This window comes from Pseudoalteromonas piscicida, from assembly GCF_002208135.1.
GTDB lineage: Bacteria > Pseudomonadota > Gammaproteobacteria > Enterobacterales > Alteromonadaceae > Pseudoalteromonas > Pseudoalteromonas piscicida_A.
In genome coordinates, this window is sequence record NZ_CP021647.1 from 1,019,333 (window position 1) to 1,035,369 (window position 16,037).

The 16,037-nt window shown below is 44.3% G+C and carries 10 protein-coding genes; 7 read left to right on the top strand and 3 right to left on the bottom strand.

The annotated features are described in order from the left end of the window. Positions 1-69 precede the first annotated feature (69 nt). Together B1L02_RS24870 and B1L02_RS23025 are read right to left on the bottom strand one after the other, a co-directional pair. Positions 70-2,286, bottom strand: coding sequence for an Ig-like domain-containing protein (locus B1L02_RS24870; RefSeq protein ID WP_232003203.1), 2,217 nt, complete (start codon positions 2,284-2,286; stop codon positions 70-72). Further along, positions 2,283-7,214 (bottom strand): Ig-like domain-containing protein, encoded by a 4,932-nt coding sequence (locus tag B1L02_RS23025; protein WP_232003204.1) that lies wholly within the window; start codon positions 7,212-7,214, stop codon positions 2,283-2,285. The genes B1L02_RS24870 and B1L02_RS23025 overlap by 4 nt, the downstream gene beginning before the upstream one ends. Positions 7,215-7,719: 505 nt before the next feature. Between B1L02_RS23025 and B1L02_RS23030 the strand changes: the two genes are divergently transcribed. The 6 genes from B1L02_RS23030 to B1L02_RS23055 all read left to right on the top strand — a co-directional run bounded on the left by B1L02_RS23030 (position 7,720) and on the right by B1L02_RS23055 (position 14,211). Further along, on the top strand, positions 7,720-9,723 hold the full coding sequence (locus B1L02_RS23030; protein WP_088533033.1) for an alpha-amylase: 2,004 nt from the start codon (positions 7,720-7,722) through the stop codon (positions 9,721-9,723). Between the two features lie 167 nt (positions 9,724-9,890). Next, on the top strand, positions 9,891-10,445 hold the full coding sequence (locus B1L02_RS23035; RefSeq protein WP_088533034.1) for a type 1 glutamine amidotransferase domain-containing protein: 555 nt from the start codon (positions 9,891-9,893) through the stop codon (positions 10,443-10,445). 62 nt (positions 10,446-10,507) lie between these two features. Continuing rightward, positions 10,508-10,972: a pyridoxamine 5'-phosphate oxidase family protein gene (locus B1L02_RS23040; RefSeq protein ID WP_088533035.1), complete on the top strand. Its 465-nt coding sequence runs from the start codon at positions 10,508-10,510 to the stop codon at positions 10,970-10,972. 215 nt (positions 10,973-11,187) lie between these two features. Then, complete coding sequence (locus B1L02_RS23045) at positions 11,188-12,045, top strand: mechanosensitive ion channel family protein (protein ID WP_088533036.1); 858 nt, start codon at positions 11,188-11,190, stop codon at positions 12,043-12,045. Between the two features lie 9 nt (positions 12,046-12,054). After that, a complete protein-coding gene (locus tag B1L02_RS23050) occupies positions 12,055-12,873 on the top strand; it encodes a magnesium transporter MgtE N-terminal domain-containing protein (protein WP_088533037.1) in 819 nt (272 codons plus the stop codon). A gap of 3 nt (positions 12,874-12,876) precedes the next feature. Then, positions 12,877-14,211, top strand: a complete 1,335-nt coding sequence (locus tag B1L02_RS23055; protein ID WP_088533038.1) for a magnesium transporter — start codon at positions 12,877-12,879, stop codon at positions 14,209-14,211. 57 nt (positions 14,212-14,268) lie between these two features. Here B1L02_RS23055 and cspE read toward each other — a convergent pair whose 3' ends face one another. Continuing rightward, positions 14,269-14,481 (bottom strand): cold-shock protein, encoded by a 213-nt coding sequence (cspE, locus tag B1L02_RS23060; protein ID WP_010369631.1) that lies wholly within the window; start codon positions 14,479-14,481, stop codon positions 14,269-14,271. Positions 14,482-14,955: 474 nt separating this feature from the next. Between cspE and B1L02_RS23065 the strand changes: the two genes are divergently transcribed. Then, entirely contained in the window at positions 14,956-16,023 is a 1,068-nt protein-coding gene (locus B1L02_RS23065; protein ID WP_088533039.1) for a DUF4150 domain-containing protein, read from the top strand. The last annotated feature ends 14 nt before the right edge of the window (positions 16,024-16,037 follow it).

Below are 16,037 nucleotides of genomic sequence, written 5' to 3' on the forward strand. Positions count from 1 at the left end.
GCAAAAAGAAGGGGTAATGAAGCTTAACTTCATCACCCCTTATTGTGTGGTTACTAACCTATAAGGTGGTTAACGTGCTATTGAATGCCAACGGCGAACTACAGTAAGTGCCAGACTGAACCAAATCAACCATAATGGCATACTACCGCCATCACTCTTGTTCGTGACGCTATCGGTAGGTGCTTTGTTGACAGTAATATTCACACTACCTTGAACACTCGCCTCACCATCTGTGATTGTGTAGGTAACGGTTTCACTGCCAACAAACCCAGAATTTGACTGATAGGTTAAGCTGTAATCAGCATTAACAGCGACACTACCGTGTTGTGCCGTTGCCTCAGTTACTTGCAGCGTATCGCCATCGCTATCACTGTCGTTTGCTAGCACATTAATGGTAATTGGTTTTCCTGAAACAACCGTTGCAACATCGGAAACCGTTATGGGAGCCGTATTGGCAACTACAGTAATTACTACGCTCGCTCCTGCGGTTCCTCCATTACCATCAGTTATGGCGTAATTCAGCGTATCTATTCCTATATATCCTGCGTTTGGTGTGTAGTGCAGGGTATTATCTGAATTGATCTGTACTTCACCAAAACTGGCTGACGCATTTGCTATGGTAAGCATATCTCCATCAGCGTCAGTGTCATTCGCTAAGACGTCAATAGTAATATTGGTGTTCCACTTCATACTAATTGTATCGTCTAGGGCTACAGGCATCTGATTATTTGAGAGTAGTACACCGACACCACCTGGATCCACAATACTACCGTTTGCCTCACCATCGTCATCATTGATACCACCATCTTCTATCTGAAGTTGCACACACCAATGACCTTCAGTCAGTCCTGGTGACCAATTTTCATCTCCTGGAGGAGGACAAATGCCTAGCTCACCTTCACTACTAAAGACAAGGTTATTTGCGTCTTCCACAAAATTCACCCAAAGGCCTGATGACGCTTTAAACTTACGATAAACGGCATCTCTTGGGATAGGTAAGCGCTGTGGCATCACTAATTGATACACTTGACCTGCTTTGGGCAATCCATAAGCGATAAAGTCAAACAAGCCGCCAGTGATTTGCGCATCATTATCGCTGCCCAGTTGTGAGTTACCCTCTTCATCTGTCATCAGTAGACCACCAGTTTCACCGCTCGCGGTAAACTCGCCTTTACGTAAACAGACCCCAGGGTTACCTTCGACTAAGAAGCCGTCCTGTGTAACCACCTCTTGAGGCATCACGTTACACTCGGTGATTGCGTCTTGGAAATCAGGGATCCCGTCTCCGTCGTCATCTGCGTAACCTTCTTGGCTATCAGGGATGAGATCGCCATCGGTATCTTCGGTATCAGATAATTGCTGCAATGACTGGGTCACTTGAATAAATACGCTCTCACTATCTTGTGCACCACTTGAATCAGTCGCTGTATGCGTGATCTTGTATGTTCCCGCTTGCAGTTCTTGAGGGTTAAAGCTTAGTTGCAGTGTATCTTCAGTATATTGGTCAGAAGTCATGCCCGTTACTTTCCATGTGCTCGTCACAGTATCACCAACATTTGGATCATTCACCGTTGCAACGATAGATACAGTTCCTTCATCTTGGCTAACGGTTAATCGGTTTTGGTCATTCTGAGTCACAACTAGCGAGACATCAGGTGCAATATTTTGTTCGCTCACAGTAATAGTGGTTTCCCGTTTTGCACCAAGATTAATACCGCTATTCAAGCTGACCGTGATCGTCTCATTCCCCTCAAACTCACCATCTGCAACAGTTTGAATTGAAATGTTGGCTTTTGTACCTGAACTTATCGTTACCGAGCCACTACTCAAGTCATGATCCACACCAGATGTTGCGCTGCCAGTCACCGTGTAGTCGACTGTCACTGGGTACTGCGGAGCAGGGCCATTTAGCAGCACTTGAATATCTATCCTAGTGCCTTCAGCAACGGTTTTATCTTTACTCAACGACACTAGTGGGTTCACTCTCAACAGCTGTTGATCTGTTCCTAAGTTACCGTTTGCATCTGTTGCTTGCCAGTAGACGTTATGCACTCCCGGTGCAAAGATGGTTTTACCTTCTGTTAGCGTAACGGGTAAAGGCTCACCGCTGCTATTGAGTGCTGTCGCAGTACCCAAATTCACCTTGGTAAATAGCCCCGTAGCATTAACTTCTAGATCTGCTGGGGCGGTGACAACAGGAGGTTCACCATTGACTGCACCATTTATTTCTAATAGAGCATTTGCTTTAGCTCGACCACCATGACCATCACGAATGGCGTAGTTCAAAGTAACAGAGCCTGCGAAGTTGCTTGGGCATTGTACTGTAGTGCATTGTCGACTATGCTGGCGGTACCTAAACTTGCCTTGACGCCTTCAATCATGAGGGTATCACCATCTACATCCGTATCATTCGCTAAGACATCTAAGGTATAAGTGTTATTGGCTGTGCCGTCTAACTGGAAAGTGTCGTTATTTGCGACGGGCAAATCATTTACAGGTGTAATAGTCAATGTAACGGTATAACGATCACTTTGCAGCTCTCCATCGCTCACTGAATAGGTAAAGCTATCGTCCCCATTAAAGTCAGCTTCTGGTTGATATATCCAGCCCGTACCATTGTTGGTTAATGAACCATTTGCTGGCTGACTACCGATGGTCAGCGTTAAGGTATCATCTTCAGCATCTTGTAATGTCGGCAGAATAGTCAAAGAGGTATCTTCTTTAACGCTGAGCGAGAGGTTCTCACCCGTTGGAGCTGTGTTTTCAGCAACCACTTCAAGGTTAAATGCTGGTAAACTCGCATTGTCAGTGCCATCACTAACACTTATTTGAATTCCGCTAGTCGTACCAATATCTGTCTCTGATGGTGTACCAGAGAGTTCACCGGTTGATGCTGAGAATAGTGCCCAGCTTGGCTTATTCGTGATCGTAAAGTTGAGCGTGTCCTCATCTTCATCTGTTGCTGCAGGTATAAAACTATAGTTTTCCCCGACAGTGACTTTCACGCCTGGTGTACCACTGATAGTTGGCAAGCGGTTGATGTTGACCACACTTAGCGTGAAGTTAAGGTTTGCACCTTCAATACCATCGCTAACACGAATTGTGATGTTGTATTGCTCACCACCATCATTAAAGGTAGGAGTACCGGTTAGTGTACCCGTTGTACTACTGAATGTTGTCCAATCAGGCGCATTGGTAATGCTAAAGGTAAGATTATCGTTATCCTCATCTGAAGCACTTGGGGTAAAGCTATAACTTACTCCTTCATTTACCGTAGAAGTAGGTGTTCCACTTATCGTGGGAGCTCGGTTTACATCGTTTACAGTAACAGAAAAAGTCAGGCTTTGAGTCGCACTACCATCACTTACCGTGATAACTATGCCACTGTAAGTACCTGATTGATTGAAATCAGGAGTTCCTGTTAGCGCCCCTGTAGTCGAGCTAAATGATGCCCAGCCCGGCTGATTGGTAATAGAGAAGCTCAGGTTGTCATTATCAGGGTCGCTTGCCGTTGGTGTGAAATTATAAACACCACCTTCAAGTACCGAAGTAGACGGAGTACCACTGATAGAAGGCGCCCGATTCACATTTACAACATTAATATTAAAGCTTAGCGTTTGTGTTGCGCTGCCATCACTGGCCGTTATTACAATACCGTTGTAGTCGCCAGCATCAGTAAAACTTGGCGTGCCACTCAAGGCGCCTGTGCTGGTACTGAAGGTAGCCCAACTTGGTTTATTAGTTATACTGAAAGTAAGCGTATCTCCGTCAGGATCAGAGGCCGTTGGCGTAAAGCTATAACTACTATCTTCATCAACGCTGGTCGCTGGTGTTCCACTAATACTTGGTGTGCGGTTCACATTGACGACAGTAATATTAAAATTCAAGGTATCGCTGGCTGTACCATCACTCACTGTAATAACAATACCATTGTATGCACCAGCATCGGTATAGCTAGGTGTTCCCGTTAAACTACCGGTTGAGGTGCTAAAGGTTGCCCAGCTTGGTTTATTCGTGATGCTAAATGTTAAGGTGTCGTTATCTTCGTCAGTTGCGGTAGGCGTAAAACTATATGCAACATTTTCATTTACGGTAGCTGATGGGGTACCGCTGATAACCGGCGCTTTGTTTAGTACAACAACAAAGCTAAAGGTTTGATTGGTTATGGCGGTAACACCGTCTTCCAAGCCATCCTCTAGTGAAAAGACAAAACTGTCACTCGCATTTTGAGAGTCGTCGTGGGTATAAAAGAAGTTGCCATTTTCAATATCAGCTTGTGTGAATGTACCATTGCTGCCGAGCGCTTCACCACTATCTAAGCTATCGTTACTATTGGCATCTACAAAGAGGCTGCCGTGGCTTGGTAAGGTTGTTACTGTATAAGTTAAACCGGTACCGCTATCATCGACGTCACTTGCAGACAGTGCAGAACTCGTGATGTTTATCGTTGTGCCTACATCAAGCGTTAAACCTGTATTCGTCGCGACAACGGGCGCATCATTGACGTTTGTAACCGTAATAGTGAAGCATTGCTCACTAGTCTCAGTACCGTCGGAAACAATTAAACAAATATAGTGATCGCCAACATCGTCGTTGGTCGGTGTACCTGTTAAGGTCGTTTCAGCAGGTGAAATCTTTCGAATTCGATGGTTACCAGTATCTGCAACGTACACAACGTCATTACTGTCAACCGCAATGCCATAGGGTTGACTAAAGCGTGCCACACTAACTAGACCGTCTGCATTTCCTGAAGCCCCAGCGCTTCCAGCATAGGTTGTTACCACTCCAGTACTGGTGATTTTACGAATGGTGTGCGCAGCTTGCTCGGTTACGTAAAGGTTATCTGCGCTATCTGCTGCTACATCATAAGGTTTATTAAAGCTAGCTTGCGTTCCGGTTCCGTTTGTTGAACCTGCAGAGCCTGTGCCTGCAAAAGTGGTTACAACACTTGCCGAGGTGACTTTACGAATAGCGTGATTGTTGCGGTCAGCTATAAATAGGTCATTATTGCTATTACTACCACCATTATAAGGGAAGTTGAATGTTGCAGATGTTCCCGTTGCGTCCGTAAATCCTGACGAATTTTTACTACCTGCAAAGGTGGTTACGACACCTGCAGGAGTAATTTTACGAACAATATGAGGGTTTGTTTCTACGACATAAAGATTCCCGTTGCTGTCAATAGTAATCCCTGTTGGTGCTGCGAAGGTTGCGGCCGTGCCCGTTCCATCATTGCTACCGTAAGTTCCGCTACCAGCAAAGGTCGTTACCACACCAGCTGGCGTAACTTTACGAATAGTATTGTTAGAAGAATCTGCAACGTAAATATTACCAGATGAATCTAGCGCAACGGCTTTGGGGTAATTAAACGAAGCTGCGCTTCCTGTTCCGTCGTCAGAGCCTGCGCTTCCAGACCCAGCTAGCGTCGTTACTACTCCTTCAGGGGTTATTTTACGGATAACATGGTTACCATAGTCAGCGACGTAAACGTTACCGTTACTGTCGGTTACCACGTCATACGGCGATTTAAACGAGGCGGCAGTGCCTGTACCATCTGCATAGCCCGAACTTTGACCTGCAAGGGTCGACACCGTTGCCTCTGTGCTTGTGTTTAAGCTTAACCAGCTAGGAAGTGGAGTACTAGAGGAGACGGAAACGGTGACAGCGTCTTTGTCTGGATCGTTGGTGGCTATTGAATATTTGTATACTGAATCCTCAGTTGATGCAGTGACTGCTGTAGAAGTAAACGTTGGTTTATCGTTGACTGCCGTGACGTTTATGGTGCTGGTTGCAGCGCTACCATCAACGGTGCCGTCACTCGGTGTGACCGTAAGTGTCATCGCCGTTGTAGCGTCTGCTGCTGTGGTAATGTTGAGTTTAGTCGTCACATCGAGATAGGTATTGAGTGCTGCCGCCGACCCACTTAATGTCATACTTGCGGTACCACTTCCCGCCACTGTGACGCTGCTCACTGTACCATTGCCATCGGTGCTTGCGATGGTGCCACTGTCCAGCGCTAAGGTGACTGTTAAGTTGTCATCTTCTCCATCAGCTAACGTCACTGCGGAGAGATCAATCGTTGTCGCGATATCTTCTGTCACAGTAAAGCTTGCTGGTAAGTTACTAATCGTAGGCGCAGTGTTGGAGATATTAGCGTCTAGATAGGCTGACTCATGCCATGCAACACAGATAAAGTTGATAGCGTTATTACAGGGGATACTACCAATTAACGCGTACCAGCTACCATTTTGATTGACTATTCCTTTTACGCTACTTGAGGATGAAGTACCTCCTGAGCAATTGCTTGCAGTACTTAGAGTGCCATTGGATTCTGAAAAGCTCCAAAAGTATTTAACGTTACCTGAGGATTCTAATATATCTGGTGCATTACTGTTAAGAGAGCTCAATGTACCATTAACAAAATCATCCCAATCTGTATCAGCCAGTTTTGTGCCACCAGTATTATAGACATTGACACTAGGCATACTGTAATTGGTGTCAAGGCTGGCGATATCATCTGATGCAGTGAATGACATAACCGCGTGTGCTTTCACAGGTCCATTACTTACAGCGGTTGTTGCAGAACTATCAATTATATTGTTTAAACGGCTATGCTTGCGTATAAATTTACTTTTGCACATTGCATCGGCATTCGCTCTGGCTTCTGCTGCAGTTGCACCAAAGTTACCGTTACTCAATTCGCTTGTTTGGTCGGCGTAGTCAAATACCATGAGTTTATCTGAAGCTGGCAACGTTGTGCCATTACTAACGTAGTAAGCCTCAAACACTTCAGGTTTAATACGGTTACTCGCCGGTAACAATGAGACAACACCATTGTAGCTGGCAAGGTCACCTCCAGAGAGCGTAACATGGTAAATAGAGCTGTTACCCGAGTCGACGGTGACTTGTGTGACTGATGCGGTGGTTTTACTACCTGTGCCAACAGTATTGTTGTCGATGACTTGTTCATCTTCATCGCCAATAATCGTAAAGTCACTGGCAGTTGGTGCAACGGTATGTGCATTAACAAACGTGACTTTAAAGACCAATGTATCAGCATTTGTCACTTCATCTGTTGGCGTGAGTCGTTCGACTTTCTTCCAGTTTTCCAGTGCAAATGCGGATGAGGTTAAGGCGAAAAATATACCGCCAGCTATACAGCTGTTAGAGACAATCTTTCGAACACAGCTTAAAAGTGAGCGCGGTGTAATCATAGTGACCCCTGAGTGATTCAGTTACTAGGTTGATAACATTGATAGAACTGCTTTAGATGACATCTATGCGGTTTTTTTATACAAAGATGTAATTTGAGTGTAGTTGATGTTTTGAAGCTTGAAATAACTATTTCTAAAAATTCGTAACCTAAAACAGAAACTTAGGGACATTTTCATTTTTATTGTTGCGATTTTTTATATGGATTAAAATAAAAATAAGAAAAAATTACTTTTTAATGTTTCTTTTTTGGGTTTTAAACTTCATATTCATGTAATTATTTAATGGTTATTGCTTTGTTAATTGCAATTTAATTGTTCTCGTACATGGTGAGCATGGATTCAGTTGCTAGAGGAGTTGATTCATTACTGAAGCTGAAATACTACTCGGTGTTTATGTTATGTCTTAGTAAATCTACTTTTTAGTAAAACTTATGCATACGTATTCAGTAGATTGCTTAGCTAGGAATTCTATATTGTTAATCTCGTGTGAATAAGAGGCGCAATAATGAAAAATATAAAACTAAACCAAATTGCAGCGGGGGTGTTGTTAGCATCCAGTTGCATTACACCTGCACATGCCGCTGAAGGCGACCCAACAACATTCGTTCATTTATTCGAGTGGTCTTGGGCAGATGTTGCTACGGAATGTGAAACGTTTTTGGGGCCAAAAGGCTACGCGGCTGTGCAAGTATCGCCACCCAATGAGCATATTACAGGGGACCAATGGTGGACTCGTTATCAGCCAGTCAGTTATGAGATTACGAGTCGTAGTGGAAGTCGAGCCGAATTTGCCGATATGGTCGCGAGGTGTAAATCTGCCGGAGTAGACATCTATGTTGATGCCGTTATAAACCACATGGCCCATGGCAGCGGCACCGGAGTTGCGGGTAACGCTTTTGGCAACAAACAATATCCTATCTATAGTCCACAAGATTTTCATGAGACCTGCGCAATAAACCCTGAAGACTATGGTAATAATGCATGGCGAGTACAGCACTGCGAACTCGTTGGGCTTCATGATTTAGACACTGATGCGAGCTACGTACAAAATACCCTCGCGGGCTTTTTGAACGATTTACAGTCTCTGGGCGTGGCAGGGTTTAGGTTGGATGCAAGCAAGCACATGCCTGCAAGTGATATTGGCGATGTGTTAGCCAAGCTAAATCAACCAGCGGTCGTTTTCCAAGAGGTGATTGACCAAGGAGGCGAGGCGGTTTCTGCTTCTGAGTATCATCAAAATGGCTTAGTCACCGAGTTTAAATACAGCATTAAACTGAGCGAGACATTTAAGCAAGGCAAGTTGGCTTGGTTAAAAAGCTTTGGCGAAGCGTGGGACATGATGCCAAGTTATAAAGCCGTAGTATTTACAGACAATCATGACAACCAGCGCGGGCATGGTGGTGCAGGCTCTATCGTTACTTTTCATGATGGTAAACTATATGACTTAGCCAATGTATTTATGCTGGCATATCCTTATGGCTACCCTAAAGTGATGTCTAGTTACGAGTTTAATGGCGACACTGATGCTGGAGGCCCTTCGGTGCCTGTTCATCAAAATGGCAACCTTAATTGCACTAGTCAATTATGGCAGTGTGAGCATCGTCGCCCAATGGTCGCAGGAGCGACGCAGTTTAGAAATCATACTAATGGCAATTGGACGGTAGCAAACTGGTGGGACAATGGTAATAACCAAATTGCATTTTCTCGAGGTGATTTGGGCTTTGTCGCCATAAACCGAGAATCTTCTAGTATGGTTCAAAGCCTGCAAACAGGGCTTTCAGCAGGAACCTATTGTGATGTGCTAAGTGGAGGTATCGCTCACGAAAACTGCGCAGGCCGACGCATCGAAGTTGATACCAGTGGTTACGCACAAATTAATTTAGCTGCTATGGATGCCGTCGCCATTCATCATCAAAGTAAACTGGCAACACCACCGCCGTCTGGTGATTGGCAACGTACACTTGTGTTTATTAAAGCCGAAACTCAAGCTGGTCAGGATATGTTCGTCCGTGGTGGTCTTGATCACGGAGCTGCATTGCAACGAGGGATTGATTGTAGCACCGAACCTACTCTTTGCTCTTTACCTATCAAGCACTTGAACATGCGAAACACGACAACCTCGGTTTGGAAAACGGCTGATACGAGACTGGATTGGCTAGCGGCTGAAACTGGGCAGTCGAGTGGCGCCGAAGGGAGCCCGCTGGATTGGACAACCAATATTTGGCCTGCAAGTTGGGGCGCGGAAAAACATTACGAAAGCGATGGCTTCGGCGTCATGTCTCTTAATCAATGGGGAGCACATTACTGGCTGCTGGAAGTAGAAATGGACTGTAGCAAAACATTCAATGGTTGGTTTGAAGTAAAAGCATTCGTTAAAAGTGGTCAAGGTTGGGAAGGCGACATTAACCAACAAAACACACCATATGCGAGCAATAACCATTTCGGCCAATGTGGAAAATTGAATGTGTTTGAGTTTGGCACAAACTTAGCCTCTATCTCTTCTCTATAATAAAGATGGACTAGGCTTAGCCTAGTCCAGATTTACATCCCTTTATGCTGTAAAGATTACATTCAATCGATACATTGCTTTTTAAAGTTCATACATTTCATATGGTTATATAATGGTATTGATTCTGCATCTATCTCTACAACAACAATGTATGAAAGGAGAGAATGATGACGAGCTCAGACAATATTTCAGTCGCGATCTTGGCCACTGACGGGTTCGAACAAAGCGAGCTGATTAAACCTAAGCAGGCGCTTGAAAACGCTGGATTTAATGTTGATATCATTTCATTAAAAAAGGGTGATATTGCCGCTTGGAATGAAGACAATTGGGGTGAGAAAGTCGCCGTTGATTTGACTTTAGATGAAGCCATACCCAGTCAATATGCGGGGCTCGTTTTACCAGGCGGGTTGTTCAACCCTGACAGACTAAGGCAGGAAAAATCTGCGGTTAAATTTATTCAGGCCTTTTCACAGTTTGGTAATAAGCGCCCAATTGCGGCGATATGCCACGGCCCTTGGCTGCTAATTGAAGCGCAGCTGGTGGAGGGTAAAACGCTTACCTCTTACCCAAGTATCAAAACCGACCTCAAGAATGCAGGTGCAGACTGGGTTGACCTTAAAGTTGCGGTAGACGACAACTTGATCACAAGCCGCAATCCCAATGATCTTGATGCTTTTAACGAAGCAATTATCGAGGCTTTGCAGCAAGATAATATCAATTAATCGAGATAGTCGGTTTGTGCCGTTTCAAGCAGACGCTAATTTGATTAGATAAGGAGAAGATAATGTCAGATATAAAGAAAACCTTTTGGGAGGCGCTAGACAGTAGTCCCAATGTGATGATTGGTTTGAGTGATGACAATAATCACCATGAGCCAATGCGCGCACAGTTAGATAAAGACGCCAACGGCGAGTTTTGGTTTTTTACCAGTAAAACAAATCGGATTGCTAAGTGTGGTAAAGCAACAGCACAATTTTCCAGCAAAGGGCACAATGTATTTGCTTGTATTCGCGGACACTTAATCGAAGAAACACGACAAGACGTACTTGATGCCCATTGGTCAAGGCAGACCGAGAGCTGGTTTGAAAAGGGTAAAGATGACCCCGATCTTATCATGCTTCGTTTTGAACTGGACGATGCTGAAATTTGGCATGTTAGCCCTGACTTGAGCGGCTTATTAAAACTAGCGGTGGGCAAAAATGTGGAACCGGAAGAAATGGGTGAGCGAGAGACCATCCACTTCAGGTAGCCATATCACATAATGTAAAGAAACAACTAGGACGCAAAGACGATACTTGTTTTTGCGCCTTAATTGCTTTGATTCGCACAAAAATATTCCAAACGTATTGTTAGTAGTTTAAATATTTAGGACTTCGGGGAATTCTCTGGACAACGGCTAACACTGTGATAACAATGAATGTATTGATTTGAAAGTAAGTTGTTTCAGCAAACTCAGGAGTTTACATGGCCACCGAGGATACCTTTGATAATTGGCAACATGCCTTATCTGCCAGTTACGAGCAATTGATCAATCAACTTGTTACTCATACGCCGCAACTATTGGGCGCGGCACTTATGCTGCTTGTCGGTTGGGTGGTGGCTTGGCTGTTGAGCAAGCTGACTATTTCGTTATTTAAGCTTTGCAATCGCGCGTTAGCGGGCTTGAGTAAACGAGTGCAAACCGAACAAACGCTTCAGCTAAATCTAAAACACGCTCGATTGATAGGGAAAACCGTGTTTTGGGTCACGATGATGTTTTTTATCGCAGCAGCTACATCTAGCCTTGGCTTAAATTTCTTCAGTGATTGGATCTCTTCGTTACTTAGTTACTTACCAAATCTTCTCGCCGGGATATTTATTATTGTTGGCGGTTATCTACTCGGCAACTTGGCCAGTGCAATGGCGAGAGCTGGTGCGCAGTCCGTAGGGTTTGCGCGGGTCGAAGTCGCGGGTAATATTGCCAAGCTCGCGATTCTATTTACCGCAACGGTAATAGGTATTGAGCAATTAGGGATAAATATTCAATTTGTGACCAATATGGTGGTGGTGCTGACGGGCGTACTGTGTGCCGGAGTCGCATTGGCCTTTGGTCTTGGCAGTCGAGAATTAATTGCAAATACTGTCGCGGCGAAACAAGCACTGCGTCACTGTCGAATTAACGATCAAATTGAAATTGCAGGCGTTTCAGGAACGCTTACCGAAATCACAGCAACGATGTTAGTGATCGAAACGCAAAAGGGTAGAACCCTAATACCGGCAAGGCAATTTCTAAAAGACTCTGCACATATTACCGCGGCACACAGTCATTCAAGTAAGCAGTAGGGAGGCTCTATGTCAGCGTTAAACCTCAAAATTGCGCAACACTTTTTACAAGAAGAGCCAGCTGGCGCAGCGCGCTTACTTTCTTTGCAAACGCCAGATGTGGCTGCCGAGTTGCTAAAAACCTTATCAAATGAAGTTGCTTTAAATGTGCTTAAAGTCATGCAGCCCCGCAGTGCGGCGGAAATCCTGATAACGCAAACGGATGTGGATATTGTGAGATGGCTTGGCAAAATGAAGTTGGCAGATATCGCTGCTATCTATAGGCATTTGCAAGACGACGAGCTTGTACGTTTTCTTAACCTTATCTCAGTAAGACGACAAACTCTTTGTAAGATGTTGATTAGCTATCCAGATTATACTGTGGGAGCATGGGTTGAAACGGACGTATTAATTCTTGAAGAGACAATGACGGTTGAGGAGTCATTGCTGCGTTTAAAGAAACGTGACTATATTGCGTTTGCGCTAGTTTATGTGGTAAATCAGCATCGTCATGTGGTGGGTCAGTTGTCGCTAAATCATCTGCTTCGAAAAGCGCCGCAGCAGGAAGTTGCAGATTTTATGGATATTCACGTCGTTTCTTTAAGTGGTTATACCGAGTTGCATAGCGCTTTGAAATCGCCCGTTTGGGCAAGCCAAGATCAGGTTGCGGTTGTCAACCGAAGCGGTGATTTTATTGGGGTGTTGCCACATCACAGAGTAAGAAGTGCTCTCGGCAGAATGGATGAAACACAAGATAAGCCAAGCGAATCTTTAGATTTGTTAGATGCGTATACTAGTTCGTTTGCCAGTATGTTAGACACATTGGTGCCAGTTAAAAGAGGGAAATAAGCGATGAGCGCAGCAAAAGATACATTAGATTCCGCGGTAGAGCAGCTCAGTGACGAGTTTTTAAGTAAGTTTCCGCTCAAAAGTGCGCAGCTCCTTGGCACTTTGCCTCCAGACGAAGCCGCTCAATTATTACAACAGCAGGCACAACATATCATTTATCGTTTATGGAAATATTTGCCACCGGGAGCCGCAGAACAAATTTTCCAGCAATTCCCTGTGGATTATCAAGCGCAGTTTATTGCCAGCCTAGATAGCCATATTGCGGTTGGACTATTAAACAAACAGTCGCAGGAAGCGCAGCAGGCACTGCTCGCTAAATTAAAAGAGCAGCATTCAACCATAGCGGATGAACTTAGTGAGTTGCTGGTTTTTCCTGAAAATACCGCTGCGAGAATGATGAACAAAAAGGTTCAAGCGTTTTACTCAGATACCACACTACGTGAAGTACTCGTGCAGCTAAAGCGATTGGACGGTAAAGTGCCAGATGTCATCTATGTGTTAAACGAGCAGCAGGATTTAGTGGGCGAAACAACCCTTAATGTGTTGGTGGGAAGTACCTCAAGTAAAACCCTAATGCAGGTCGCGACACCGATCCGAGTTACGCTAAATGTGATGGATCATAAAGATCAGGTCGTGGAAGCGTTTGAGGGGCACAAGGTGCGAGCGATTCCAGTATTAGATGCTCAGCGACAGCTCGTTGGGCAGATCCGATTTTTTGATGCCTATCAGTCAACCAAAGAGGATTTAGCGAGTGATATGCAGACCATGGTAGGTGCGAGTAAAGATGAAAAAGCCCTATCGAGTAGTTGGTTTGCAGTAAAGAAACGGCTTCCATGGTTACAAATTAACTTGTTAACAGCATTCGCAGCTGCAGCAGTCGTGGGGGCATTTGAGGGGTTAATTGCTCAAGTTACCGCTTTAGCTATTTTACTGCCAGTAGCAGCTGGACAGTCGGGTAATGCGGGGGCTCAAGCTTTGGCTGTAACGATGCGAGGCTTAACGCTACGAGAAATTTCAACGCGACACTGGTATCAGGTGATGTTAAAGGAAATGATGGTTGGGCTGTTAAATGGCATAGCAATCGCAGTGACTTGTGGTATTGGCGTGTATTTGTGGAGTCAATCACTCGGTCTTGCACTAGTTATTGCACTGGCGATGATATCGTCCCTTGTCATTGCGGGAAGCTCAGGTGCCATTGTACCAATTGCATTGAAAAAATTTGGACTCGACCCTGCGCAGTCTTCATCAATTGTACTTACGACAATTACAGATATAGCGGGCTTTATGTCATTTTTGGGGATTGCGTTGTTGCTGTCAGATATGTTGCCGAAAGGCTGAGTGAGGAGTGGGGGAATTCGTAGAGCTAGTGCAAGCACTAGCTCTGAGCAACACGTATTAGTTAACTACTACGTTGCTTGCTTGAGGACCTTTTTGGCCTTCTTCAACTGTGAAAGACACTGATTGGCCTTCAGTTAAAGTTTTGAAACCGTCAGAAACGATTGCACGGAAGTGTACGAATACATCCTTACCGCCGTTCTCTTGAGTGATGAATCCAAAACCTTTCTCTTCGTTGAACCACTTAACTGTGCCGTTTACTGTGTTAGACATAATTGAAACCTTTTTCAAAAAATTAATTGTGTGGTGAAAATCACCGATAAAGCGATAGATAAAACTTAGCTAGTAACGCATTGGTATATCTATAAACGACTTTTTAAAAAAAAGAGTATCAAGAAAAAACAGTGCAGCAGTAGTAAGTGCTCTAAGTATCTAAAGCCTGCATATAGTATAGCGTTCTGACGGCGCTGTCCAATGAAGTTTTTAATTTTTTGTCTAAAAAACAAGCGAAAATGAATTTTGAGCGGATTTATTGGTGTAACTTTGATTGGAATGGACGAATTTAAGTTAAGTATGTGTTTGCCTGCCTAATCGAATAGAAGGACTTACTACATCATCTTTTAAAACATTACCAACTTTAATCTTACGTTAATTTTTGTACGTTTAAGCTTTTGATTCATTCTTGATTAAGGCAACGATTTTGTGTGCTACTTCAGGAAACAAATAGAGACTAACAAGGAGTGTGTTATGAGCTTTATCGCGGCAGTAAAAGGAAAAGAGCTAGATTCGATTCAGTACGATCAAGATGCAATGTCTGCAATGCTTCGAGTAGGTGGGAGCGTGTCATGGCGACATAATAATCCTGCATTGTTAAAGCTTACTATCGCAGCGAAAAATAATGGTGCCATTGGCTGTGTGAATGGAATTGCAGTATTTCCTGACAAGGCCAGTGGTGAAAACGCATTTATAGATGAGATTGCGCGCGCTAAATATGGCGATATGGTATTGGGTGAAATGATAACTGAGTTTGCCAGTGACTATATTGTCCCACCGCCTAAGTGGAACGACGAAAAAAACGAGCCAATTTTACCTCATCAAGAGCCAGATACTGGCATGGACATGCACAAACCGGTTGACAATGCTCGAGCATTTTTGGATTTGGTTGAACGCAAAATAGGATGGCAGGCTGGCACTGAGGAACAAATTGAAAAAGACGTAGATAGCGAAGCGCAGCAAGTCGGCATCGTAAGCGGCCAAAACGTATTAATTAATGGTCGCACTGCAGTCCATAAAGACAGTGGTGGTATGCTAAATACCATAGATGTGTGCTGGACTAAAATTGGTAAAGTTGTTGTGCCAATTCCTTATAGCAATCTCGCCAAATCGGGTGATGCAGCGAGCACGGCAAGCTCGGTAAAAATCAATGGCAATCCCGCAGCCAACATCAAAAGTAACTTTTCAAAAAGCACAGGTGACCAACCCGGTAGAAAGAAAGGCATTGCCAGCGGCACTATCAAAGGCAAAGCAGAGTTTATTACCAGCTCTTTTGATGTGTATATCGAAGGAAAACCCGCCGTTCGCCAAGGAGACCTTATGATCTCTAACAGTAAAAACACGCCGCCTTCTCCCTTGAATCAACCAGGCGGTGCGACCCCTAGCTCACTGTCAGTGGCAAAAAGAGATGCAACGGTTACTGAACAAGGCCCAATCCAGAGTGCATTTGGTCTAAATAACCAAAGCAGCCGTAGTCTTATTTCACAGGGAAATTTCGTGATAAAGCAAGGCGCAAACAAACAACAAAAAAAACTAGAATAGGGAGGGCAATAAAG